The organism is Pyxidicoccus xibeiensis, assembly GCF_024198175.1.
Lineage (GTDB): Bacteria > Myxococcota > Myxococcia > Myxococcales > Myxococcaceae > Myxococcus > Myxococcus xibeiensis.
Map to the genome: position 1 here is coordinate 1,250,615 of NZ_JAJVKV010000001.1, position 24,855 is coordinate 1,275,469.

Here is a 24,855-nt window from a genome sequence, read left to right on the forward strand (position 1 = left end):
CGAAAACTTCGCGTGCCGCGCGAGCGGCTTCCGGGACTTTCTCCCAAAGGGGAGTATGCTCAGCCTCCCTCATCTACTTCCCTGGCCCAGCACCCGTGGCGGAAACCAGCCCCCAGCAATTCGGCAAATACGTCCTGCTTTCGAAGATTGCCGCGGGCGGTATGGCGGTCACCTACCGAGCCCGGATGACGGGGGCGGCGGGCGTCACGAAGCCGTGCGTCATCAAGCAGATCCTCCCCCACTTCGTCGACGACACCGACTTCGTGGAGATGTTCATCAGCGAGGCGCGGCTGGTGGCGGGGATGAGCCACAGCAACATCGCCCAGGTCTTCGACTTCGGCGAGGTGGACGGGCAGTACTTCATCGCCATGGAGCTGGTGCAGGGCCAGCCCCTGTCCAAGGTGCTGCGCCGTGCGCAGAAGGCCGGCATGGGCTTCTTCCCGGAGCCCCTGGCCCTGCACATCGCCAGCAAGCTGTGTGACGGGCTGGACTACGCGCACCGCCACGTGGGCGAGGACGGCGAGGTGATGGGCCTCGTCCACCGCGACGTGTCCCCGGACAACGTCCTCATCTCGTATGAGGGCGAAATCAAGGTCATCGACTTTGGCATCGCCAAGGCCACCAGCCTGGTGGAGGCGAAGACGTCTCCCGGCACCCTCAAGGGCAAGTACCCGTACTTCTCCCCGGAGCAGGCGCAGGGCCGGCAGGACCTCGACGCGCGCACGGACGTGTACGCCGCCGGCGTCGTCCTCTACGAGATGGTGTGCGGCAAGCGCCCCTACGAGGGTGAGTTCGTCACGGTGCTGCCCCGCATCATCACCGGCGACTGCCTGCCACCGTCCGCCATCAACACCATGGTCAGCGCGGAGCTGGAGAACGTCGTCTCCCACGCGATGGCCATCGACCGCGACGCGCGCTACCAGTCCGCGAAGGAGCTGAGCGCGTCGCTGGTGGAGTTGCTCTACCGCGACAACCCGCGCTTCACGCCCGCGCTGCTGTCGGAGCTGATGGCCTTCCTCTTCGCCGAGGAGCTCACGGCCGAGGGCCGCAAGGTCGACATCACGCCCGCCTTCAAGGAGCAGCTGGCCACCTGGCAGACGGGCTACTCGGAGCCGTCGCAGGGCCGCGCACGGCCGCTCTCCAGCAACGCGCAGCGGGGCTCCAGCTCTGGCATCCGCTCCAGGCCGGGCAGCGACGGCGGCCGGCCCGGCAGTGACAGTGGCAGGCCCGGCAGCGACGGCGGCCCGCGCCGGCCCACCACCAGCAACCCGGGCATGCGCCGCGTGACGAGCGCCGACGGGGTGCGCCGCGTGACGAACCCCAGCATGACGCGTTCGGACGGCGGGCGCCGGCCCGTCACGTCCGAGCGCTCCGCCCCGCCCGTGCCGGAGCTGCCCGAGGAGCCGCGCACCGACGCGGGCGTCGCGCCCATCGCGGCGCCCACGCTGGCCGTGCCGCGCGACACCCCGGTGGAGGTGCCCGCCGCCGTCGTCGAGGACGACGGGACGCTGCCGACGGCGACGCGCACCGTGCCGCAGCCTCCGGTGCGCGGGCCCGCCGGGTTCCGCACCTCCGTCGACGAGGCCCGCGAGAAGCTGGCGCGCGAGGAGGCCGAGCGCGTCGCGCGGAGCAAGGAGCAGGCGCGCACCCTGACGATTTCCATGTTCGGCGCCGCCGTCCTCCTGCTCTTCGGCGGCCTGCTCTACAACTTCGTCTTCAAGGCGGACGTGCTGCCCACCGAGGCGCAGACCACCACCACGCTGTGGGTGACCTCGAAGCCCGAGGGCGCCCAGGTGAAGCTCAATGGCCGGGACCTCACCGGCCGCACGCCCCTGATGGTCGAGGGCGTCATCGTCGGCGACGCCAACACGCTGGTGCTCACCCTGCCCGGCCACCTGGCCTGGACGCGGCGCTTCACCCCCACCTCCACCCTGGTGGAGCCGGTGAACGCGGAGCTGAAGCCGCTCGCGGAGGGGCAGGCGGCCGCGCCCGTCGCGCTGCAGCCCGTCGTGGCCACGCCCCCGGACGCCGGAGTCCCGGCCGTGGCCGTCGTGACGCCCGATGGCGGCGCCGCGGTGGTGGCCGACAGCGCGGCCCCGGCGGAGGACGGCGGCACGGAGGTGAAGCCGGAGGATGCGCTGCGCACCATGAACGAGGTGGACTACCCCACGCGCGTGCTGGTGCTGCGGCCCATGTACAACGCCGCCCCCATCCCCGAGTACACCACCGCCAGCATCGACCTGAACCCGGGTGCGTCCTACTCGGTGTGGACGCAGGGCAGCGCCTCGCTCTCCGAGGGCCGGGGCACGGCGTCCGGGACGCTGGCGTACTTCGTGGAGGGCGACGTGTCCGCGGACGCGAGCTTCGGCCTGCTCAGCGCGTCCATGCGCACCATCAAGGGCGCGAAGCGGCTGCACGTGTTCGCGCTGGACGACAGCGGGCCGGAGGACAACAGCGGCACCATCCGCGTCGTCATCCGCCAGTCCGCGTACGTGCCGCCGCGATACCTCTCCTTCGATGCGAAGCAGCATGCGGTGCAGCTCAAGCCGGAGCACCAGGTGGCGCTGCGCGGCCTCAACCCGCGCTCCACCTACCTCTTCACCGTGCGCGACGACTTCGCGGAGCTGCGCTCCAGCGGCAATGGCCGGGTGCGCCAGGTGCTGTGCGTGGAGCGAGGCCCGGAAGGCGCCTCCGCGCGCTCCACCCACCGCGTCCTGGAGACGGGCAAGCGCTACCAGGTCACCGGCGCCGAGGACCTGCGCTGCACCTTCCCGGACAGCAAGGTCACCGACAACCAGGGCGCCATCGAGGTGGACGTCGTGGACGTGACGGTGATGTCCCGCAAGCAGCGCGCCGAGGCGCTCAAGGGCTCGCGCCGCTCCGAGCGCTAGGCGCTTCGCGAGACTCCAAAGGCAGGCGGGCGGGCAGGCCCCCATCCGCCTCCCTGCCCCACGAGCCTGCTCCAGCACCCGAATCCGAGTGTCCTACCGCCCACGCTCCCGGCATGGCGTGGATGGATACCCTCATGGAGTTCACCGGTGCGGGGGCGCGGTGGAGTGAGCCGGGAGGCTTTGCTTCCTGCCGTAAGGGCTAGCGGGGGCCGCGTGGCATGGCGGCCCGGCTCGACAAGGACGGGAAAGGCACGTGGGCGCGGAGCCGAGGCGGGCACCGGGCCCACGGGTCTTTTCAGCCGCCCGCGGGCTCCTCCTCGCGTGCGCGCATCAGCGCCGCCACCTCCCGGTCTCCCGGGAAGGCGCTGCGCTCCAGCCCGGCGATGACGCGCCGCCGGTCCTCCTCGCCCTTGTTCTGGCTGAGCTTGAGCTTGCCCTCCAGCCGGGAGACACGGACCTCGAACGCGACAATGCCCGCCATCAGCTTGCGCACGTACTCCGCAACCGAGTCGGGGCGCCAGGGCTGGGGGTTGCCCGCCTCGTAGGTCTCGGCACTGTCGCCGAGCAGGCGCAGCACCTCGTCCGGGGACTCCAGGACGTGCGCGCGGCCGTAGGCATGCACGGCGGCATAGTTCCACGTGGGCACCTGCGGCGGGCCCGGCGTGTACCAGGTGGGCGACACGTACGCATGCGGCCCCTGGAAGAGGACGAGCACGTCCCGCTCCGCCGCGAAGGCGTGCCACTGGGGATTCGGCCGCGCCATGTGCGCGCGCAGGCGGATGGCGCCCGTGGCGTCCCGCTCGACGAGGAAGGGCAGGTGCGTGGCGAAGGGCGCGCCGTCCTCGCCCACCGTCACCAGCGTGGCGAAGCTGTGCTGCCGCATGAGCGCGACGAGGCGCTCCGGGTCCTGCTCCTGGAAGTGCCGAGGCGTGTACATGGCCCCTTGCGTCCCCCAGGAGCCACCGCACAGTCAACCCGGGGTGGGGACGGTTACAGTGCGCGCGGCGTCACGCGTCGTCCGCCGGGTCGTCCACCTCGGGCTCCGCACCGGCGTCGGCGCCCCAGTAGGCCTGCATCTGGCGGAGGAAGTCCTGCGTCAGCGGGAAGCCGGCGCCCGCGCCCAGCACCGTGTCCAGGCCACACTCCGGACACAGCGCCGTCTGGCCGACGTCCGCCTCGTCCTCGTCCACCCACTCGCGGATGCGCTCGGGCGGGAAGGTGGCCAGGCAGTGGAAGCACCCGCACAGGGCGCTGGCCAGCACCTCGTCGCGGTGCTGGTTGGAGCGCTCGTGCGCCCGGATGTGGTCGGGAAGCTGTTTCGCCACGGCACTGACTCCAGGGGGGAGGACCCTGGAGCCAGTTGAGCACGAAAGCCGGGCTCCCGTCGTGTCAGTGGACGAAGGACTCCACCTGACGGATGTCGTCCACCGGCTGGTCCCGGAAGCCCGTGAGCAGGTCCTTGCGGAGCTCCAGGACCTGCTTCACCTGCTCGAGGTCGCGGATGGGGCCCACCTCGAACGGCGGCTTCTCCGCGAGGCCGAGCGGGTCGATGGGGACGACGCCCAGGACGTCCTGGAGCTTGGGCAGCAGCTCCGGCCTGAAGGCCGGCACCTGGACGCACGACGTGCACCACGCCAGCTCGTACAGGCGCTGGAAGCGGCGCTCCAGGTCCGCGAAGCGCCAGCGGGGCGTGACGTTCTGCCAGTCCGGCGACTCGTGGAAGCTGCCCGGGCCTCCGCCCGTGAGGAACCGGGAGAGCTGCGCGGGGATTCCGGACTCCGGGTCCACGTGGGTGAAGAAGGTGTCCGTCTCACCGGAGTGGCAGCCGTTGCACGTGTTGAGCGAGAAGTCGTGGCGCGCGCAGACGTCGCGAGGCTGCGCCGGGTCGATGACCCACGCCTCCCACGCATACGGCGCCATGTGCGAGTGCCCTCCGCGGAAGGGCTTCCCCTGGAAGGTGTACGGGACGGTGTAGCTGGAGCGGCAGCGGTCCGGCAGCGGCCCGAAGGGCGCCGCAATCCCGGCGCGCACGCTGCCCAGCACGAAGGCGTCCGTGGCGCCGTTCCCGGTGCTCGGGTAGCGGACGTCGTCCGGCGTCTGCGCCACCGTGTGCGGCCGCAACAGGCCGCTGGACGGTGTGTCCGTGTCCTGCTCCGGCTTTTCGTCCGTCAGCGTGAACTCGCGCATTTCCCAGCCATCACCGGGGCCCAGGTCCACCAGCGCGTTCTCGCTCGTGCGCACCTGCTTCAGCGCGCTCTTGTTGCCCCTGTCCGGCGCGGCGCCGGAGCGGACGACCTCCTCGGTGAGCTTCTGGAGCCGCTCCAGGTAGTCGGGAGTGAAGCCCCGGAAGGTGTTGAGGCGGGTCCACTTCTGGGCCCACTTCGCCACCTGGGCGCAGCCGGTGATGGGCACGCCGTACTCGAGGATGGTGGTGAAGCGCTCGCGGCCGCACGTGGCCTCCGTGCGGTCGCCCTTGGGCCCGGGCCGCACCACCGAGAAGACGAAGCGCAGCTCTCCCGCGTCCGTGGGCACGCCCGTCGTCCCGCCGCCGTACGAGCCCCGCCCCCGGCCCACGCCTCCCAGGTCCGGCCGATTCACGATGGCCAGCAGGCGGAACGGCGCCAGGTCCAGGTCCAGCGGCCCGTCGAGGACGACCTCGCGGCCCTCCTTGCGCTCCACCAGCGAGGCCGTCCGGCCGCTCGCCCGGGCCCAGGGCTCGAGGACGCGGTGGAACATCTCCACGCGGGCCTCCACCGTGTCCCCATTCACCGTGACGTCGTTGAGCCAGAGCGACAGCCACGCGAGCACGAAGTCCTCCGCCGTGTGCCCCGACGCCGCGGCCAGCTCCCGCATCAGGTAGGCGAAGGTCCAGACGCCGCCCTTCGTGCCCGTGTCCGTGCAGGGGTCCCACGTCCGCGCCGGGTCCTGGACCACCTCCTTCGCGGTGATGAACAGCGACTGGCCCCAGGCCCGCGCGGTGGAGACCGGGAGCACCGGGCAGAGGTTGAGCCCCACGGGGCGACCGGCCTCGAACAGCTCGCGATTGAACGCGACGCCGCGGCTCACCGCCACGGGCGTCCTCCCCTCGAAGACGATGGTCCGCTCCGTCGTCTCTCCAAACTGGCCGGACTTGAGCAGCTCCTCCGCCTCCAGCCGCCGCGTCACCTCGGTGGCGTCGAGCTGGCCGAGCAGGCCGAAGGTGCCCGCCCCCGGGCTCTCCTCGATGAGGCCCAGCGCCTGGAGCGCGTCGGAGCGGACCAGGAGCTGCGCGTCCTCCGGCTCACCGACGATGCGCACGAGGCTGTCCTCGAGCAGCTTGCTCTTTGGCGGCGGCAGCTTGACGTGGACCACCACGTCCTCGTCCAGCCCGGCGGAGGACTGGAGCCGCTGGAGGAAGCGCGAGGTGACCTTCTCCGGCTCGGTCTGCGGCAGCTTGTCCAGGGGCTCGAGCCGGGACTGGCGGGCAAGGACTTCCGGCCCGGCCGCGGAGGGCGGGGACTTCTCGGACGGCTCCTTCGAGCAGCCCCCTGCCAGCAGGAGACTGCCCGCCAGCAGCAGGCAGGACAGCGGACGATGCGGGTAGCGGTGGTGCATGGTTACCTGGGTTGGAGTGGAGGAGTTTCGGGGGCGACGGTGACGGCGTTGTTCATCCCCATCACCCGCCGTCCGCCGGTGAAGGCGATGGAGCGCACGGCGGAAGGCGTCTCGTGCCGCGCCAGCACGGACAGGTCGTCGGCGCTCAGGGCGACGACGCCACTGGGGCGCACGTTGAGGGCCAGCCAGGCCACGCTCCCGTCGAAGGCGAGGATGCGCGACACGTCGAACGGGGCCGAGCCGCGCGACAGGTCCGTGTGCGCGAGGACGGCGATGCGCTCTCCCTCGCGTCCCAGCACGTAGACCTGCCGGCCGTTCTCGATGACCACGGCCCTGTCCCGGGCGAGCGCCATCGCGGTGAACTGGTCGGTGGTGCCGGGCAGCTCGCCCCGGGCCACGGAGCCGGTGGAGTCGCCGGAGAACCACGAGAGCATGAAGCGGGCGCCGCCCGTGGAGACGTCATAGAAGGCCTCGCCCAGCAGCAGGTCGCCCCGCTCCTCATCCGCCACCAGCGACCAGCCCGAGGGCGTCACACCATCCGGGTGCCCGCCCCGGACGATGTCCTCGCGCTCCGGGGCCAGCAGCGTCCCGTCACAGTCGCGGGGCAGCGCGAAGCGCCGCACGCGGTACTCGCCCGAGGACAGCAGGGCCACCTGGAAGAGCTGCCCCCGCGCGGTGGCCAGCGCCGCCGGCCCTCCCGCCACGCGCACGCTGCCGCGCTCCTCCAGGAAGCCGGTGAGGCCCGGCCGCAGGCAGCTCAGCCGCGCGGTGCCCGCCTCCTGCGACACGCCGGGCTCCCCCACGCTCACCGTCGCCAGCTCCCAGGTGTCATCCTCGCCGGACCGGGGGAGCAGCCGCAGCCGCTGCGCCCCGGGCGCCAGCGCCATCCCCCCGCCGACGACGGCCGGCCCGTCCGAGGGACCGAGGGTCAGCCGGTGCACGGCGAAGGGCCCCAGGGCGGTGACGTCTCCCTCCGCGCCCACCCACAGGCGCTCCAGCGAGCCGTGCCCCACGCCCGTGTGGAAGCGCATCGCCCCGGAAGGCTCCACCTCCAGCACGCGGCGCCACGGCTGCACGACGGCATGGCGCCCGCGCCCCGTCATCCCCAGCGGGGAGACGTGGAGCCCCACCTCGTCGCTCTCCCGGACCAGCAGCGTGCTCCGCACCGGGGAGACGCCCGCGTCCGTCAGCGCATGGGACTCCACTTCGTAGGCACGCGTGGCGCCCCGCACGCGGAACCACTCCACGAGCAGCCCCGCGTCGTTCACCAGGAAGCCCACCGGGGCCTCCCAGAGTTGCGGCGTGTTCCGGGGCGCGAACGTCTTCACGGGCACGGGGTCCGCCGCGCCGTTCAGGTCCGCCGCGCGCAGCACGAGGATGCGCCCCATGCCGCCATAGGAGACCAGCTCCTGCGCCAGCACGTGGGCGCCATGCGCCTGCACCTGGAAGAACGCCTGCCGCGGGAAGTGCTGGCGGCCCACGACGGGCGTGGGGAGGGACACGTCCACGGACACGAAGCCCCGCTGGGTGCTGGCGAGCAGCCGGGTGCCATCCGGCGAGAGGGCCAGCGAGCGGCACACCGCCGGCAGCGCGAAGCTTTGCGCGGTGTCCGCGCTCAGCGTGCCGTCGGGCGCCACGCGCCAGGCCGTCACCCAGTAGCTGGAGCACGTCCAGAAGCGGTCTCCCCGGCCCGCGCCGGAGAGGATGCTGTCGCTGACGGGCGACAGCGCGTAGCGAGACCGCGTGTCGATGCGGTCCGCCGCCAGGTCCAGCAGCTCCAGCCGCTGCCGGCTGCCGACGGCGACGACGCGCGCGTTCCCCAGGGGGATGAAGAAGGTGGTGAAGCGGTCCGACCAGTCCCAGCTTCCGAAGAAGCGGTCCACGTACATGTCGAACACCCGCTGGTCCTGCAGGCGCAGCCCGTCAGGGCCCGCGCGGACCAGGGAGACGGACATGCCGGCGCCGTCCAGCCGCTCGCCGAAGAGGATGCGGTCCTCCGAGACGAACTCCGCCAGCCCCTCCAGCGGAGGACGTCCGCCCTCGGCCGGGTCCGCGCCGTAGCTGAGCACCGTGCCCGAGGACCAGGACGCCGCGCCCGGCGTGTCCACGGCTCCCGCGTGCCACGCGCCGTCCTGCTCCGGCGTGTCCATGGCGCCCGCGTGCCACGCGCCGTCCTGCTCCGGTGGAGCCTCGGCGTGGGAAGGGGCCGCGCCGGCCGAGCACGCGCAGGACAGCAGGGCCAGCAGGAGCACGCTGCTCCGAGACACCACGGGCGTCATCACGTCGGGCGGGTTCATGGGTCCGGTTCCCCTTTGAGCGAAGGACAGCCGCGGCCCGGGCAGGACAGCCATGCCCGGGCCGCGGTGAGAAACGTCTGGCTACTTCGCGCTCGTGCAGCCGCGGCCGTAGTTCTGGAGCACCGTGTTGTGGTCGTAGATGTTCACGATGCGGTCGCGGTTGAAGTCCGTCGGCGTGCCGGCGGGCACCGTCTGGCCGAACTGCGAGAGCACGGCGGAGCGGTCCGTCACGTTGACGCAGCCGTCGCCGGTGGCGTCACCCGGCACCGGGGTGGCCTGGTTGGGCGGCGTCGACGGGGTGATGCCCGCGTAGCGGCCGCGCGTCTCGTTGCTCAGCCCGCCGAAGAACGTGGCGTCGTTGTTCAGCGACGCGGCTGCGGCGAAGCTGTCGCGGGGCGTCTCCCCGTCCTCGGTGACGGCGCCGGCCTGGAACGAGACGAAGTCATAGAGGTGGTCGATGTCCACGATGAGCGTCAGCCCCGCGGGGGGGATGCCGGCGGAGCAGGGCCCCGGGGTATTCGCATTGCCGGTGCACGCCTTGTTGCGCACCTTCCACTGCCAGCTGTTCGTCGCCAGCGTGGGGTAGGCCGTCGCGCTGTTGGGGCCGTAGCACTGGTCGGTGGTCAGCGTGGCGTTCTCCTCGCCGTCCGTCGCCAGGTAGATGCGCTTGGAGTGGAACTGGTTGGGCAGGAAGTTGATGAGCTCGTCCACCGCGGCGCACACCGAGTGGGCCAGCGGCGTGTTGCCACCCAGGACGGCCGCGTTCACCGCCGCCTTCACCTCCGCCGCCGTCTTGTTCTGGGCGAAGGAGAAGACCGGGACGTAGCCCGTGCCCTCGAAGGTCCAGAAGGAATACCTCGTGGCCACCGGCGGAACGATGTCCAGGAAGGCGTTGATGCGCTCCTTGGCGACCTGGAAGCGCGTCTTCCCGGGCACGGACTCGAGCGACATGCTGCCGGTCCTGTCGAGCAGGACGAGCACGTGCTCATCCGCGCTCGCCACCCCGGAGGTCAGTGCCGCCGCGCACGCCACGCCCATCGCCGCCCGAGGAAATACTCGCTGAAACACAGTCTTCATTTGAAACCCCCATGGATTGCTCATGCACTGCTTCGACTTCGCTTCGTTCACTGCCTACGGCGGGGCTACGGGCAACCCTGCCCGTAGTTCTGGAGGACGATGAGGCGGTCCTGGATGTTGATGACGCCGTCGCGCGTCAGGTCGAGCGCGGGGTCCGCGGGAGGCACCGTCTGACCGAAGGCCGCGGTGACCTGGTTCAGGTCCGTGTCGTTCACACAGCCATCCGCGTTGACGTCGCCGAACACGGTGACGGCGCCGGTGTAGCCGCGAATCCACGTCACGAACCGGCTCACGCGAGAGAAGACGGTGTAGCTGCTGCAGCTGCCGCCCACGCCCCAGCTGACGATGCCAATCTGCTCCCAGCCGCCGCTGAACCGGCCGCTCTCCACCACGAGCGGCCCGCCGCTGTCACCGTGGCAGCCGCCGGACGTGCCGTTGAGGTAGCCCGCGCACACCATGCTGTCGCGCACCGTCAGCGGCAGCGTCCCCGCGTTGTTGCACGTGGTGGTGTCCTGCACCGGCAGCAGCGTCTCCATCAGGTAGTCCGAGGAGCCGCTCCCCGGCGAGGTGTTGCCCCAGCCGCTCACCCGCGCGGTGGCGCCCACCGCGGCGTCCGTCTCCCGCAGGGCAATGGGCTGCACGCGCGGGGTGAACGTCACGGGCGTGGTCAGCTCGAGCAGCGCGACGTCGTTCTCCAGCGACCCGCTGTTGTAGGACGGGTGCCTCACGACGCGGCGGACGCTGCGCGTCTGCACGTAGCTGTCCGGGGCGGACCGCCGGTGCGCGCCCAGGCGGACGGTGAAGCTGCCCGCGCTCAGCCCCGTCACGCAGTGGGCCGCGGTGAGCACCCAGTCGCTGTCGATGAGCGAGCCCCCGCAATAGTGCGAGTACCCCGGCACGGCGAGCTGCGCCTGCCACGGGTACTCCCCCACGTCGGCCACGGTGCCGCCGATGATGTCCGACTCCACGGACGCCACGGGCTCCAGGGCCCCGTCCCCGGCCTCCTCGACCTCGGACGGCACACAGCCCGACTGCGGCACCACCAGGGCCAGACACAGCAGCACGCCCCCGGCCCCCAGGCCCGACCTGCTCGCTTGCAAGGACTCCGTCTTCATGCGGCGCTCCTTCTTGGGTTGTTCGCTGCAATGGCAGACACACGTCTCACGCGCACCTCGGGAGACCCGGGCGCCCAGGACAGACATGAATGAGACCCGCCACGAAATGAAAACGGGAATGGCCTTACTTCTTCGCGCAAAACCTATCTAGACTGATTTCCTCCACAGACCGGCGTGGCCACGGTGAGTGCGTCGTTCATGCCCAGCACCAGCCACTCGCCCGAGGACGCGAGGGAGCGCACGGCGCTGGGGGTGGGGTAGCGCGCGAGCACGGAGAGGTCGTCCGTGCCGAGGGCGACGACTCCGAAGGGCGGCGCCGCCAGGGCGAGGTACGCCACCGCGCCGTCGAAGGCGAGGATGTGCCGCACGTCCAGCGGCGTCGGGAGCAGGGACAGGTCCACGTGCTTCCGGGTGACGATGCGGGTGCCCTGGCGCTCCAGCAGGTGGAGCTGCCGGCCGTTCTCGATGACGAGGGCGAGGCCCTTCGCGAGCGCGACGGCGGTGAACTGGTCCGTCGTCCCGGACAGCGTGCCGGTGGCCGCGCCCGCGCCCGTCCAGGAGGACCAGTGCAGCGACAGCCGCGAGGGCTTCGCGGGGTCCTCGAAGCGGACCTCGCCCAGCAGCACCTCCTCGTGCTCTCCGTCCACCGCGAAGGCCCAGCCCGTGCGCGTCCCCGCGCCAGCCTCCGGTGTGGCGGTCCGCTCCGACGCGGGAGCGAGCACCGCGCCCGCGCAGGTGCCCGGCAGCGTGAAGCGCCGCAGCCGGTAGCCCTGCGACGTGGGAGCCACCTGGAAGAGCTGCCCCTTCGAGGAGGCCAGGGCCGCCGGACCTCCCGTGACGCTGACGTGGCCGGCCGCCTCCAGCAGCCCTCCGTCGCCAGGGCGCAGGCAGCTCAGCACCGCGGTGCCCTCCTCCTGGTGCACGTTGGGGCCGCTCGCGGGCACCGTCACCAACTCCAGCGGGCCTGGCCCCGAGCCGGGGGGCGCGAGCCTCAGCCGCCGCGTGTCCGCCGGGAGCAGGACGCCGCCCGCGGCCAGGGTGGGCTGGTCGGGGTTGGAGAGGTCCACGCGGTGGGACTCGAAGGGCCCCACGGCCTGGAGGGTGCCGTCCGGGGCGGTGCGCACGCGCTCCAGGGCGCCATGGTGGACGCCCGTCTTGAAGCGCAGGGCCCCGCCGTCCTCCAGCGTGAGCACGCGGCGCCAGGGCTGGGACACGGCGTGCCGGCCCGCGCCGGTGAGCAGCAGCGGCGACAGGTGCAGCCCCACCTCCTCGCCCTCGCGCAGGGCGAGGCTGCCCACCACCGGCGACACGCCCCCCGCCGTCAGCGTGTGCCGCTCCAGCGTGTACGTGCGGACGGTGCCCTTCAGGCGGAACCACTCGACGAGCAGCTCGCCGTCGAGCAGCACGAAGCCCAGGGGCCGCTCCCAGCGCCCGGCGCCCTCCAGGGGCGCGAAGGTCGCCAGCGGCGAGGGCGTCCCCGTGCCGGCCAGGTCCGCCGCGCGGTACACGTAGATGCGGCCCAGCTCTCCGTAGCGCAGCAGCTCGTGTGCCACGACGAACGCGCCCCGCACCTGCACGTGGAAGAAGGCCTGGGTGTTGAAGCGGGGAGCCCCGACGACGGGGCCCGACGGTGAGGACACCTGCACCGGCACGAGCCCCACCGAGGTGGCCGCCCACAGCGTGTGGCCGTCCGGAGACAGCGCCAGCGCGCGGCAGGTGCCTCCGGGGAGCTGGAAGGTGTGCGCCGCGTCCTGGCTCAGCGAGTGGTCCCCCCCGACGCGCCAGGCCGTCACCGCGTAGCCCGCGCACGTCCAGAAGCGGTCTCCCCGCCCGGCCCCGGCGACGATGCTGTCGCCGCCGGGGTGCAGCGCGTACCGCGACAGCGAGGTGAGGCGGTCCTCCTCCAGCCCCAGCAGCTCCACGCGCTGCCGCGTCCCCACGACGACGACGCGCTCCGGGCCCAGGGGGATGAAGAAGGTGGTGAAGCGGTCCGACCAGTCCCAGCTCCCCAGGAAGCGCTCGACGTACAGGTCCAGGGTGCGCTGGTCCAACCGCACCAGCCCCTCCGGGGCCACGCGGACCAGGGACACCGACAGCCCGCCTCCGCCCAGGCGCTCGCCGAACAGGATGCGGTCGTCCGACACGGACTCCGCCAGGCCCTCCAGCGGCGGCCCCCCGCGCTCCACCGGGGCGGCGCCGTAGCTCCACAGGGTGCCGAACGTCGCGGCGGGGCGTGACACAGGCTCCCCCCGGCACGCGCCCGCCAGGCAGCGGTCCGCCGCCGTGCACCGCTCGCCGTCATCACAGGCGGTGCCATCCGGCGCGGCGGGGTAGATGCAGCTGCCGGACTCGTCGAGCCGCTCCGCCGTGCACGGGTCGTCGTCGTGACACGCTCCGGCGTCGGACTCGCCTCCGTCCGGCCCACCGGCGTCGGGCCCACCGGCATCCGGCCCACCGGCGTCCGGCACGCCTCCGTCGGGCCCACCGGCGTCGGGCGCTCCTCCGGAGTCCTCGCTCCCCGCGTCGTCGGGAGGAACAACGCCCGGCGCATCCCCGGCGCACGCCATGAGCAACGCGACCAGGAGACACACCGGCACTCGCGACCAGCCTGGGAGCAACATGGCAGGGACCTTCCTGGACTCCGGTGCCGGCGCCACCGGAGCTCGCCGGGACAGACAAGGGGACGCCGGGCGCGGAACTCGAGCCGCGCCCGGCGCTTGCGGCGTGAGGCGGCTATTTCGCGGCGATGCAGCCGCGGCCGTAGTTGTTCACCACCGTCTGGTGGTCCGAGGCGTCGACGACCAGGTTGCGGTTGAAGTCAGACGGCGTGCCGGGCGGCACGGGCTTGTTGTACAGGCTCAGCACCAGCGAGCGGTCCGAGACATTCACGCAGCCGTCCCGGTTGGCGTCTCCGGGCAGCGGCGTGGCCTGGGCCGGAGGCGTGGTCGGGGTGATGCCCGCGTAGCGGCCCCGCGTCTCCTGGGAGACGCCCTGGAAGAACGCGGCGTCCGCGTTCAGCGAGGCGCCCGCGGTGAGGCTCGCGGTCCGCTCGGCGTCCTCGGCGCCGTCGAAGCGCGCGTCCGCGCCGAAGGGGATGGTGTCCGTGAACAGGTGGTCCACGTCGACAATCATCGTCAGCCCGTCCGGGTACGGCGGGGGGAAGTCGCCGCAGGCGCCGGGCTCGTTGGGAAGGCCCGTGCACGCCTTGTTGCGGACCTTCCACTGCCAGCTGCCCACCGACAGGGTGGGCCAGGCCGTCGAGCTGTACGGGCCGTAGCACTGGTCCGTGGTCGGCGTGGTGTTCTCCTGGCCGTCGGTGGCCAGGTACACGCGCTTGGTGTGGAGCTGGGCGGGCAGGAAGTTCAGCAGGTGGTCGATGCCCGCGCAGATGGAGTGCGCCAGCGGGGTGTTGCCGCTCGCGACCGAGGCGTTGACGGCCGCCTTGACCTCCGCGGCCGTCCTGTTCTGGTCGATGGTGAAGACGGGCGTGGCGGCCGTCCCGGAGAACCTCCAGAACGCATAGCGCCGGGGCGTGGGGGACACGGTGTCCAGGAAGTTGTTGATGTTCTCCTTGGCCACCTGGAGGCGCGACTTACCGGGGACGGACTGCTGGCTCATGCTGGCCGTCACGTCGAGCAGGATGAGGACGTGCTCGTCCGCCATCGCCGCGCTGGAGGACAGGCCACCGGCGCAGGCGAGCGCCACGGCCGTCTGGGAGAGGAAGCGTCGTTGAGTGTTGGTGCGCATATGGGAAGGCTCCTGAGCAGAAGGTGAGGTGTTACGGGCAGCCCTTGCCGTAGTTCTGCAGGGCGATGTTGCGGTCGAAGATGTTGATGACTGCGTCGCCGTTGAGGTCCAGCGCGGGGCTGGCGGGCGGCACCGACTGGCCGATGGCCGCGGTGATGAGGTTGATGTCGTCGGCATCCACGCAGCCGTTGCCGTTGGCGTCTCCCACCACGATGACGCCGCCGCTGACCACCAGGCCGTAGTCCGCGTCCAGCGCGGGCGTCTCCACGTGGGAGTCCTGGACGACTTCGTCGCCCAGCACCTCCACCTTCCACTTGCCGGCCGCGGGGCTCTGGAGGAACACGTTCTCCACCGTGTCCACGGTGTTGGACGTGCCACCCGGCGTGGAGAAGTTGCCCGCCGTCAGGCCGTTGTTGCCCCAGTACACGGTGCCGTTCGGCGCCGTCACGCGGAGCGACAAGTCATTGATGCGCGCCTGGGCCGCGCCGACGGTGCCCATCGGGTCGGTGAAGACGAGCGTGACGTTCAGCTCCGTCTCGTTCGGCTGGACGGTGACGTTGTACGTCTTGACGCCCTGCGGGGTGACGAGGTCCGTCTCGTCGATGACGCTCGTCTTCGGAGCACGGTCATACAGGCGGCGGATGTCGGAGGTGCCCCAGCCCTGCTTGAAGCGGTCGATGTCCGCGTTGGAGCCGCCCGCCAGCCAGTTGTACCGGTGGGCGTTGTTGATCATCAGCGCCTTGGCGGTGGCCATCTGCGGGCGGCTGGCGAACACGTCCACCTTGCCGCCGAAGCCGGTCCACACGCTCTCGTGCCACATCTGGAAGAGCAGGCCGAAGTGGCCCGCCGTCTGCGGCGTGGCGGAGCTGGTGCCGCCGAACTGGGTGTAGCTGGTGTTGCCGCCGCCGGAGGCCGAGTGGATGGAGTCGTAGAAGTAGGACAGGTCCGGCTTGATGCGGCCGTCCGCCGCGGGGCCGATGCTGCCGGTGAAGTTCCAGCGGTCATCCGCGCGGTTGGCGGTGTTCGCGTGCTGGAACGCACCCACGGAGACGATGTTCTTCGCCCACGCCTGCGGGCGCGAGTTGCGGCTGCCCGCGTTGCTCTGCGACTGCGTGCTGAGGATGGGGTGCTTGAAGAGGTAGTCGTCCACCTCGGCGGAGATGGTGGTGTACGCCGTCGTCAGCGAGCTGCCCACGCTCGACGTCTGGAACACGGCGCGCAACGTCCCAGCCGGGTCCGTCAGCTCCTGGTTGATGGTGTAGCGGGACTTGGGGCCGCCGAACTGGGAGGACTCGCTGTAGCGGAAGAAGATGCCCTGGCCGCTGGGAATCATGCCGCGCGCGGCCGGCGTCGCGCCCCGGGCGAAGTTGTTGCTGTAGCAGGACGTGCCGTGGAGGCTGCCCGTGGTGCCCGTGCTGTGGATGATGGGCGGGGTGGACCACTCCTGGTGGGTGGTGAGCAGCTCGGTGTCGAAGATTTCACCGCGCACGCCCTGCCCCGTCCAGCCCTTGAGCCCCTCCAGGTAGTTGGCGCCGCCCAGGCTGCGGACGATGTCCATGTCCACCTCACCGGGACCACCCCACCGGTCGATGAACTGCACCGCGTTGGAGCGGGCCACCTGGCGCAGCTGGGCCGCGGTGAGCGTGGCCTCCACGCGCATGCCGCCCGCCTCGATGAGCTCCACGGTGCCGCCCAGCCGCTGCACCAGCCCCACCACCTGGCCCTGCTGCCTCGCGCCGCGCTCCCCCACCATGATGGAGTAGCGCTGCCGCGCCGGCTCCGGCATCAGGCCCGTCAGCGCGTCCCGCAGCTCGCGCTCCAGCCGGTACTCCGGGTGGTAGGGCCCCACCCAGCGCACGTAGGGCAGCTCCGCCACGCGCTTGTGCACGTCAGCGTCCATCTCCACCATGAAGGTGTGGTCCGTGAGGAAGCGCAGCACCCTGCCGCCCTCGCGCTCGATGGCCTCACGGAACTCCGGCAGCGGCGTCCCGTGGAACTGCACCAGGTGCAGCGTGTTGTCCCGGTCCGCGGCCAGGTTGCTCGCGGACAAGGGCTGCGTGCCCTGGAGCGGGTCGAACTGCGCATCGTCCAGCCTCACCAGGTAGCGCGTATCCCTGACGCGGCCGAACAGCTCCGTGCCGCCGCGCGTATACGCGGTGTAGGAAAGGCGCAGCCCGTTGTCCTGCAATTCCTGCCACGTATGGAGTTGAATGGCCGTGTCGGGAACCTGGATGGAGCGCAGCGCCGAGACAGCCCTGTCCGTGCGGTGAAACACGAGCCCGGCGGGCGTCACCAGCGAGTACCCCCCCGTGTCACCCGCGGCGACACCTCCCGAGCCGGTGACGAGCACCGCCGGAGGCAGCGCCACCCGGCGCGCGGAGGCCGGCGGCCTCACCGCGTCAGAGGGGCCCGCGAAGGCGGACAAGGGCGCAGCGAAGACACAACCCACCACCAGGGCCTTCAGCGGGCGCATTCCGCCCGCTGGCCACGTAGACAGCTTTCGCATGTGTCGGTGCTCCTTGACGTCGAGTGCCAGCCCGCGTCCGTCAACGACGCGCCGCCCCTACCGCACCCATGCCACCGGCAACCGCCCCTGCCACGCCGATGCTCGCGTGCGGCCCGTGTCGCTTTCTCCGTGCTACTGCATCCCTTGATACCGGAAGAGTCTGACAATCACGTGGAAAGCAGGAAGCATGTCTAAGGCAGACATTATTTACGTGTCAACCAATGCAACAATGTTTCGTCTGCACCGTGGTTTTCCACCGGACCACGCCAATTCCTTGCAACTTCTCCCAAAGACATAGTGGATACCCCGTAGCCACGGAGCCGGTGTCGTGAGACGTCGCCTGCGACAAATGACAACGGAGAGGGGGAGAAAGCTTCGGCCGGAAAAGCAAAAAGCCCCCGGTTCGCGAGGAACCAGGGGCCTTCTGTCACGACCTGCGCCGCGGACGCGGACTCAGATGTCCAGGTTCTGCACGTCCAGCGCGTTGCGCTCGATGAACTCGCGGCGCGGCTCCACCGCCTCGCCCATCAGCAGCGAGAAGATTTCGTCGCTCTCCACCGCGTCCTCCACCCGCACCTGGAGGAGCGTGCGCGTGGCCGGGTTCATGGTGGTGTCCCAGAGCTGCTCCGGGTTCATCTCGCCCAGCCCCTTGTAGCGCTGCAGGCCCAGCCCCTTCTGCGCGTCCTTGCGCACCGCGGCCAGCACCTCCTGCACGGTGAACGCCGTCACCTCGCCGCCGTCCACGCGGACCTTGTAGGGCGCGCGGCCCAGCGCCTGGAAGGCGTCACGCAGGCCCACCAGCTCCAGGTACTCGGGAGACGACAGGAAGGCGTGGTCGAACACCGTGTCCCGCATGGCGCCGTTCACGTCGGTGTGGAACACCAGCTTCTTCGTGAGGTGCTCCGGGTCCTGCACCAGCGCGTGGCGCACGCGGCCCAGCACGTCCGGCATCCGCCGCTCGAAGTAGGCGTAGACGTCCTTCACGGCCGTCTCCATGGCCGCGTCGTCCGCCAGCGTCTCCGCCGTCACCCGCGTGGCCTGGAGCAGCGCGTCCACCACCCGCGCGTCGCGCCGCTTCGCCTGCTTCTCCAGGCGCTCCTCGTACGTAATCACCTTCTCCAGCAGCGACTTCAGCTCGGCGCCGCCCAGCTCGCCATCCGGCGTCAGCACCCGCGAGTGCTCGGACGCGGCCTTGAGCAGGTACTCGTTCAGCGCGCGCTCGTCCTTGACGTACATGTCCTTCTTGTTGCGCGTCACTTTGTAGAGCGGCGGCTGGGCGATGTAGAGGTAGCCCTTCTGGAGCAGCTCCGGCATCTGCCGGAAGAAGAACGTCAAGAGCAGCGTGCGGATGTGGCTGCCGTCCACGTCTGCGTCCGTCATCAGGATGATGCGGTGGTAGCGCGCCTTCTCCGGATCGTAGTCCTCGGCGCCGATGCCCGTGCCCAGGGCGGTAATCAGCGTCACGATTTCGGCGCTGGTGAGCATCTTCTCGAAGCGCGCCTTCTCCACGTTGAGAATCTTGCCGCGCAAGGGGAGGATGGCCTGGTTGCGCCTGTCGCGGCCCTGCTTCGCGGAGCCGCCTGCGGAGTCACCCTCGACGATGTAGAGCTCGCTCTCGTGCGGGTCCTTGCTCTGGCAGTCCGCGAGCTTGCCCGGCAGGCCGCCACCGTCCAGCACGCCCTTGCGGCGCACCGTCTCGCGCGCCTTGCGCGCGGCGATGCGGGCCCGGCAGGCGTCGCCAATCTTCGCCGCGACCTTCTTGGCGACCATCGGCGTCTCTTCCAGGAACGTGGCGAGCTGGTCGTTCACCATCTGCTCGACCAGGCCCTTCACCTCGCTGTTGCCCAGCTTCGTCTTCGTCTGCCCCTCGAACTGGGGGTTGGGCAGCTTGACGGAGATGACGGCGGACAGGCCCTCGCGGGCGTCCTCACCCGTGGGCGTCTCCTTGAGGTCCTTCCAGAGGCTGCCCTTCTCCGCGTAGCTGTTCAGCGTGCGCGTCAGGGCCGCCTTGAAGCCGGACAGGTGGCTGCCACCCTCGTGGGTGTTGATGTTGTTGGCGAAGGTGTAGATGCGCTCGTCGTAGCCATCGTTCCACTGCATGGCGATTTCGAGCGTCACGCCCTCCCGCTCCGTCTTGAAGGAGATGGGCTTCTCGTGCAGCACCTCCTTGGACTTGTTGAGGTACTCCACGAACGAGGCGATGCCGCCGTCGAACTTGAAGTCGTGCTCCTTGTTCGAGCGCTCGTCGCGGATGGTGATGTGCAGGCCGGCGTTGAGGAACGCCAGCTCGCGCAGCCGCTGGCTGAGCGTCTCGAAGTTGAAGTCGGTGGTCTCCATCACCGTCATGTCCGGCTTGAAGGCGATGTGCGTGCCGCGCTTGTCGGTGGTGCCCACCTCCTGCGGCGGCGACACGGGGAGGCCCTGCTGATAGGCCTGCTCGAACACCTTGCCGTTGCGCTGGACGCGGACCTTGAACCACTCGGAGAGGAAGTTCACGCACGTGACGCCCACGCCGTGAAGGCCGCCGGAGACCTTGTAGGCCCCGTTGCCGAACTTGCTGCCGGCGTGCAGCTCCGTGAGGACGACCTCCAGGGTGTCCTTGTTGGGGAACTTGGGGTGCGGGCCCACGGGGATGCCACGCCCGTTGTCCTGCACGCTCAGCGAGCCATCCACGTGGATGACCACCTCGATGTCCGTGCAGTGGCCCGCGAGGGCCTCGTCCACCGAGTTGTCCACGACCTCGTACACGAGCTTGTGGAGCCCGTAGGTCATGGTGTCGCCGATGTACATGCCGGGGCGCTTGCGGACTGCCTCGCGGCCCTCGAGCTTGGTGATGCTGTCCGTCCCATAATCCACGGGCGGCGGAGCGACCGCCGGACTGGTAGCGGGGGTCTTTTCCATTCGAAACTGTCCTTGGGAAAAGGAGCTTTGCGACAGGCTCGTGCCTAGCACCTCAGGGCACACCGAACAAGGGCAACGAGGCCTCGCAAAGCTGCGTAAACATTCATGAAAATCGCCTGGCCGCCCCCTCGGGAGGCCGTCCCGCCAGGCGGGAGTCTCAGGAGTCCAATCGCGGCGGCGGAAGCCGGTCCTCCAGCGCCGAGATCAACTCTTCGAAAACAGCCTTGCGGGCGAATAGATGCCGGGTGACGAGCACCCTTCCCTCTTCTCCCAGGGACAGCGCGAGCACGTTCCCCCTGCGGCCGAGCCGGCGGACGGAATCAATCTGGCCCCAGTGCAAATCCAGGGCGTTGCGGCTGAAGGGACGGGCCACGCGCACGCCGCGGGCATCCAGGGTGACGCCCCAGCCGGAGCGGGGCCGCAGCCGGTGGAAGGCGACGAGGAAGGCGAGCATCAGCCCCGCCGAGACGCCGGCGCGGGCCATGGACTGGGTGCCGCCTCCGTCCCGGAAGTCGGCCACGGCCCAGGCGGACAGCACGGCCAGCACGCAGGCGCCCAAGAAGAGGCCGAGGCGCGTGGCGCGGGGGTCGAAGGCGAAGAAGCGCGGGCTGCTCATGGGTGTCGCGCGCACCCTACCCGCACTGACGCACCGGTGCGCGCTTTTGCGCGCGCATTCGCGCGCGGATGTTCTCCGCCCGGCGTGAGCGGCCCCACGCGGGCCGTGCCCATGACGAATGCCGAACGGAACAGGGGCCGAAGGCTCACGGCACCTTGTGCCGGCCCACCGCGTCCAGCAGCGTGTCCACGTCCACCGGCTTGCGCAGGTGGCCGCACGCGCCAATCTCCTCCGCCACCTGCCGGGCATTGGCGGAGGCGGAGAAGACGAGCACGGGGATGTCGCGCCACCTGTCTTCCCGGCGCATGGCGCGGGCGAAGCCGCCCCCGTCCAGCACCGGCATCATCATGTCCAGCAGCACCAGGCCCGGCAGCGTCTGCGCGGCACCCAGCACCTCCAGGGCGTGCTTGCCATTGCTGGCCCCCAGCACCTCGTAGCCCGCGTCGCGGAGCACCTCCTCCAGCGCCTCCCGCAGGTCCGTGTCGTCGTCCACCACCAGCAGCGGCCGGCTCACTCACGCATCTCCTTCTCCAACGGCAGCTCCAGGGTGAAACAGGCTCCGCCACCCTCGCGCGGCTCCGCCCACGCACGCCCTCCATGCGCCTCCGCGGAGCGCCTGGCAAGGTACAATCCCAGGCCCAGCCCGCCATAGGAGCGCGAGCTGACCGCGCGCCCGAAGCGCTCGAAGATGAGCTCGAGCTGGTCTTCCTGAATCCCGATACCCCTGTCCCGCACGCACACCCGTCCCCGGGGGCCCACCGTCTCCACGTCCACCTCCACCGGCTTGCCAGGGCCGAACTTGAGGGCATTGGACACCAGCGCCGCCACCGCCTGGTCCACCCGCACCCGGTCCCACCGGCCCCAGATGCCGGGCTCGCCGGACACGCGCAGCTCGCACCCCACGCCCACCGCCTCCGGGCGATAGCGCCCCGTCACCTCGCGCACCAGCTCCGCCAGGTCGAAGCGCTCGGGGGCCAGGCGCAGCTCGCCGCTGCTCAGCCGGGACACGTCCAGCAGCCCCTCCACCAGCGTCCCCAGCCGCCGCACCTGGCGCAGGCTGCGCTCCAGCCGCGTCACCAGCTCCGGGGCCGGAGGCCCGCGCAGAGAGGGCGCCAGCATGGAGCCCAGCTGCAGCCGCAGCGTGGTGAGGGGCGTGCGCAGCTCGTGCGCCGCCACGGTGAGGAACTCGTCGCGCAGGCGCACCGCGTCCTGGGCCTCGCGAAACAGACGCGCGTTCTCCAGCACCAGGCCCACGCGCCGCCCCAGCTCCCGCGCCAGCGTCAGGTCCGCGGCCCCCAGCCGCCGCTCGCCGCTGGTGGCCAGCCCCAGCACGCCCAGGACGCTCGCGCGGCCCCGCAGCGGCACGTACACCACCGAGCGGAGCCCCAGCCGGTCCACCTCGCGCTGGTGCTCCGCGTCCCGGGTGACGGGCACGGAGCGCTTCGAGACGTCCTCCACCCACTCCGGCTCGCCCGTGGCCAGCACGCGCGCGGGGCCCGCCTGCGCGTCCAGGGGCGCCGTGAAGCGCTGGTCCATGGCCCACGCGCGCGCCTCCCGCTCCGCGTCCGGGTGCGCCAGCGCCGCCAGCCGCAGCCCGCCGCGCGCCCGCTCGTGGAGGAAGATGACGCACCAGTCCGCCACCCGGGGCACGGGTATCCGCACCAGCCGCTTCAGCCGCTCGTCCAAATCGAGCGGCTCGGCGAGCGCCTCGGAGCTCTGCGCGAGCAGCACCCGGTCCAGCTCCTCGCGCGCATGCTCGCGCCGCGCCTCCGCCTCGCGCAGCTCGCGCTCCACGGCCGCGCCCAGGCGCACCAGCCGGTCCTTGGCGAAGTAGTCGCGCGCCCCGGCCCGCATCGCCTCCACGGCCTCGTCCTCGCCGATGCTGCCGGACACGACGATGAAGGGGATGTCGCGCCCCGTGTCCCGCAGCACCGCCAGCGCGTCCAGCGCGGTGAAGCGGGGCATGGAGTAGTCGGAGAGGATGATGTCCCAGTCCTGGCGATGCAGGGCCTCGCGCAGGGCGTCGGCGGTCTGCACCCGGTGCGACTCCGCGGCGAAGCCGTTGCGGCGAAGCTCCATGACGACCAGCGCTTCGTCGTCCGGGTTGTCCTCCACCATCAGCAGCCGCAGCGGCTTCATCCACGCGTCCCCGGCGGAGGGACGGGCGGGGCCTCGTGGTTGAGCACCAGCCAGTACAGGCCGAGCTGGCGTGCCGCCTCCACGAACTCCGTGTAGCTCACCGGCTTGCGCACGTAGCTGTTGCACCCGCCGCCATAGCCACGCATCAGGTCCGTCTCCTCCACCGACGAGGTGAGGATGACCACCGGCAACAGCCGCGTGCGCGCGTCCGCCCGGATGCGCCGCAGCACCTCGTGTCCGTCCATCCGCGGCAGCTTCAAATCCAACAGCACCACCACGGGGAGCTGATGGCCCGCCCGGCCGGCGAAGGTCCCCTGGGCGAAGAGGTAGTCGAGCGCCTCCACCCCGTCGCGGGCCACCTCCACCGGCCGGGTGATGCCGGCGCGCTTGAAGGCCCGCAGGGTGAGGTCCACGTCGTCCGGATTGTCCTCCACGAGGAGGATGGGTCGCTCGGAGCCAGTCATTCGTGCGCTTCCTCGAGGGTGAAGCAGAAGGTGGCCCCGCCGTCGGGCACCGCCTCCGCGGTGATGTCGCCGCCGTGCTTGTGGATGACGCGCTGGACCGTGGCCAGCCCGATGCCGGTGCCTGGGAAGTCCGCGGGACGGTGCAGCCGCTGGAAGGGGGAGAAGAGCTTGCCCGCGTACGCCATGTCGAAACCCACGCCGTTGTCGCGGACACAGTAACGGGGCCGCCCCTCCCGGGACTCGGCGAAAAACTCGATACGTGCGCCGGAGCGCTGGCTGGTGAACTTCCAGGCGTTCCCCAGCAGGTTCTCCAGGACCACCCGGAGCAACCGGGCGTCCCCCCGGGTGGTGAGGCCCGGGGCGAGGTGGAAGGTCGCCTCGCGGCCGGGCTCGGCCCTGCGCAGCGCGTCCGCCACCTCGGTGGCGATGGCGCTCAGGTCCACCGGCTCGCGGACGAGCTCGGCGCGGGTGATGCGGGACAGGCGCAGCAGGTCGTCGATGAGCTGCCCCATGCGGTTGGCGGCGGCGCGCAGCCGGCGCAGGTGCTCATGGCCCTCGGGGGAGATGCGCTCGCCGTCGTCCTCCTGCAGCGCCTGGCTGAACCCGTCCACCGCGCGCAGGGGGGCGCGCAGGTCGTGAGAGACGGAGTAGCAGAAGGTCTCCAGCTCGCGGTTGGCCACCTGGAGCTCCTGGGTGCGCAGGGCGACCCGCGTCTCCAGCCGCGCCTCGCTGGCGCGCAGGGCGGCCGCCTGGGCCTGCGCCTGCTCCAGCAGGGACTCATAGTCGCCTGCCAGGTGGACAAGCTGCCGGCGGGCGAGCCAGGCCAGCAGTCCTCCCAGGGCCAGTAGCCAGGCGGCCCCTCCCCAGAGCACCAGCAGGGCCTGTCGCTCGGCCACGGCGGCGCGGTGGGTGATGCGCTCGCGCTCGGAGGCGACGAACTCGTCCAGCAGCAGGCGCAGGGCATCCATGCGCCGCTTGCCCTGCCCCTCGCGCACCAGCACCAGCCAGTCCTCACCCTCCCGGTGACGCCTGAGCTCCTCGTCAGCGAAACGCTCCCAGTCCCGCCAGCGCCCGCGCAGCTGCGCCAGGCGGGCGAGCTGGTCCGGCGCATCGGCGACGAGCGATTCCAGTCGGGTCATGACGGGCGGCAGCGCCCGGCCCGCGGCGTGGTAGGGCGACAGGAAGTTGGGGTCGCCGGTGAGGAGGAAGCCGCGCAGGCCCGTCTCCCGGTCGACGAGGAGCTGCCGCACCTGGATGGCCTCCGCGAGCACGGCATCGGAGCGGTCCGCGGTCTCGTTGGCTTCCAGGAGCTGGCGCACCTCCCAGAACAGCAGCACCGCGAGCGCGCCCACCAGGACTGTCGGCAGCGCCACGGAGCGCAGCAGCAGACGGCGGAAGCGGCGAGGGTCGAGTTGGGCCAAGGCGGGCGTCCGGAGGTGGCCCACCCATCATGCGCACTCGCCCCTGACATGCCCTGGAGCGCCCGGGAGGCAGGACAGGGTGGAGAC

16 protein-coding genes are annotated in these 24,855 nt (G+C 71.2%); 1 reads left to right on the forward strand and 15 read right to left on the reverse strand.

Annotated elements, in window-relative coordinates; all coding sequences use genetic code 11:
- The first annotated feature begins 95 nt into the window (after window positions 1-95).
- A complete protein-coding gene (locus LXT23_RS05060; RefSeq protein WP_253978920.1) occupies window positions 96-2,891 on the forward strand; it encodes a protein kinase domain-containing protein in 2,796 nt (931 codons plus the stop codon).
- 295 nt (window positions 2,892-3,186) lie between these two features.
- On the opposite strand, the gene LXT23_RS05065 is transcribed toward LXT23_RS05060, so the two are convergent.
- From LXT23_RS05065 to LXT23_RS05135, 15 genes are all read right to left on the reverse strand, one after another.
- Window positions 3,187-3,828: an FMN-binding negative transcriptional regulator gene (locus LXT23_RS05065; protein WP_253978921.1), complete on the reverse strand. Its 642-nt coding sequence runs from the start codon at window positions 3,826-3,828 to the stop codon at window positions 3,187-3,189.
- A gap of 70 nt (window positions 3,829-3,898) precedes the next feature.
- Window positions 3,899-4,216: a hypothetical protein gene (locus LXT23_RS05070; RefSeq protein ID WP_253978922.1), complete on the reverse strand. Its 318-nt coding sequence runs from the start codon at window positions 4,214-4,216 to the stop codon at window positions 3,899-3,901.
- A gap of 64 nt (window positions 4,217-4,280) precedes the next feature.
- A complete protein-coding gene (locus LXT23_RS05075) occupies window positions 4,281-6,485 on the reverse strand; it encodes a hypothetical protein (RefSeq protein WP_253978923.1) in 2,205 nt (734 codons plus the stop codon).
- A gap of 2 nt (window positions 6,486-6,487) precedes the next feature.
- Entirely contained in the window at window positions 6,488-8,782 is a 2,295-nt protein-coding gene (locus LXT23_RS05080) for a hypothetical protein (protein ID WP_253978924.1), read from the reverse strand.
- 81 nt (window positions 8,783-8,863) lie between these two features.
- Window positions 8,864-9,859, reverse strand: coding sequence for a VWA domain-containing protein (locus LXT23_RS05085; protein ID WP_253978925.1), 996 nt, complete (start codon window positions 9,857-9,859; stop codon window positions 8,864-8,866).
- Between the two features lie 65 nt (window positions 9,860-9,924).
- Window positions 9,925-10,974 carry a DUF1986 domain-containing protein gene (locus LXT23_RS05090; protein ID WP_253978926.1) on the reverse strand — a complete coding sequence of 350 codons (1,050 nt, stop codon included), beginning with the start codon at window positions 10,972-10,974 and terminating at the stop codon, window positions 9,925-9,927.
- A 143-nt stretch (window positions 10,975-11,117) separates the two neighbouring features.
- Complete coding sequence (locus tag LXT23_RS50045; RefSeq protein ID WP_267146672.1) at window positions 11,118-13,595, reverse strand: hypothetical protein; 2,478 nt, start codon at window positions 13,593-13,595, stop codon at window positions 11,118-11,120.
- A gap of 112 nt (window positions 13,596-13,707) precedes the next feature.
- A complete protein-coding gene (locus tag LXT23_RS05100; protein WP_253978927.1) occupies window positions 13,708-14,721 on the reverse strand; it encodes a VWA domain-containing protein in 1,014 nt (337 codons plus the stop codon).
- A 31-nt stretch (window positions 14,722-14,752) separates the two neighbouring features.
- Window positions 14,753-17,227 carry a S8 family serine peptidase gene (locus tag LXT23_RS05105; protein ID WP_253978928.1) on the reverse strand — a complete coding sequence of 825 codons (2,475 nt, stop codon included), beginning with the start codon at window positions 17,225-17,227 and terminating at the stop codon, window positions 14,753-14,755.
- Between the two features lie 453 nt (window positions 17,228-17,680).
- Window positions 17,681-20,128, reverse strand: coding sequence for a DNA topoisomerase (ATP-hydrolyzing) subunit B (gyrB, locus tag LXT23_RS05110; protein ID WP_253978929.1), 2,448 nt, complete (start codon window positions 20,126-20,128; stop codon window positions 17,681-17,683).
- A 157-nt stretch (window positions 20,129-20,285) separates the two neighbouring features.
- The gene (locus LXT23_RS05115; protein WP_253978930.1) at window positions 20,286-20,744 is read right to left on the reverse strand and encodes a hypothetical protein; all 459 of its coding nucleotides are present in this window, start codon (window positions 20,742-20,744) and stop codon (window positions 20,286-20,288) included.
- 145 nt (window positions 20,745-20,889) lie between these two features.
- Entirely contained in the window at window positions 20,890-21,258 is a 369-nt protein-coding gene (locus LXT23_RS05120; RefSeq protein ID WP_253978931.1) for a response regulator, read from the reverse strand.
- Window positions 21,255-22,883: a hybrid sensor histidine kinase/response regulator gene (locus tag LXT23_RS05125; protein WP_253978932.1), complete on the reverse strand. Its 1,629-nt coding sequence runs from the start codon at window positions 22,881-22,883 to the stop codon at window positions 21,255-21,257. Before LXT23_RS05125 ends, LXT23_RS05120 begins: the two co-directional genes overlap by 4 nt.
- Window positions 22,880-23,347 carry a response regulator gene (locus LXT23_RS05130; RefSeq protein ID WP_253978933.1) on the reverse strand — a complete coding sequence of 156 codons (468 nt, stop codon included), beginning with the start codon at window positions 23,345-23,347 and terminating at the stop codon, window positions 22,880-22,882. Before LXT23_RS05130 ends, LXT23_RS05125 begins: the two co-directional genes overlap by 4 nt.
- Window positions 23,344-24,768, reverse strand: coding sequence for a sensor histidine kinase (locus LXT23_RS05135; RefSeq protein WP_253978934.1), 1,425 nt, complete (start codon window positions 24,766-24,768; stop codon window positions 23,344-23,346). Before LXT23_RS05135 ends, LXT23_RS05130 begins: the two co-directional genes overlap by 4 nt.
- Window positions 24,769-24,855: the final 87 nt, after the last annotated feature.

Bases quoted from the DNA above. Each gene is read 5' to 3' on its own strand.
- LXT23_RS05080 (WP_253978924.1), bottom strand. From the start codon at position 8,782: ATGAACCCGCCCGACGTGATGACGCCCGTGGTGTCTCGGAGCAGCGTG.
- LXT23_RS05085 (WP_253978925.1), bottom strand. From the start codon at position 9,859: ATGAAGACTGTGTTTCAGCGAGTATTTCCTCGGGCGGCGATGGGCGTG.
- LXT23_RS05065 (WP_253978921.1), bottom strand. From the start codon at position 3,828: ATGTACACGCCTCGGCACTTCCAGGAGCAGGACCCGGAGCGCCTCGTC.
- LXT23_RS05125 (WP_253978932.1), bottom strand. From the start codon at position 22,883: ATGAAGCCGCTGCGGCTGCTGATGGTGGAGGACAACCCGGACGACGAA.
- gyrB (WP_253978929.1), bottom strand. From the start codon at position 20,128: ATGGAAAAGACCCCCGCTACCAGTCCGGCGGTCGCTCCGCCGCCCGTG.
- LXT23_RS05075 (WP_253978923.1), bottom strand. From the start codon at position 6,485: ATGCACCACCGCTACCCGCATCGTCCGCTGTCCTGCCTGCTGCTGGCG.
- LXT23_RS50045 (WP_267146672.1), bottom strand. From the start codon at position 13,595: ATGTTGCTCCCAGGCTGGTCGCGAGTGCCGGTGTGTCTCCTGGTCGCG.
- LXT23_RS05115 (WP_253978930.1), bottom strand. From the start codon at position 20,744: ATGAGCAGCCCGCGCTTCTTCGCCTTCGACCCCCGCGCCACGCGCCTC.
- LXT23_RS05130 (WP_253978933.1), bottom strand. From the start codon at position 23,347: ATGACTGGCTCCGAGCGACCCATCCTCCTCGTGGAGGACAATCCGGAC.
- LXT23_RS05105 (WP_253978928.1), bottom strand. From the start codon at position 17,227: ATGCGAAAGCTGTCTACGTGGCCAGCGGGCGGAATGCGCCCGCTGAAG.
- LXT23_RS05090 (WP_253978926.1), bottom strand. From the start codon at position 10,974: ATGAAGACGGAGTCCTTGCAAGCGAGCAGGTCGGGCCTGGGGGCCGGG.
- LXT23_RS05100 (WP_253978927.1), bottom strand. From the start codon at position 14,721: ATGCGCACCAACACTCAACGACGCTTCCTCTCCCAGACGGCCGTGGCG.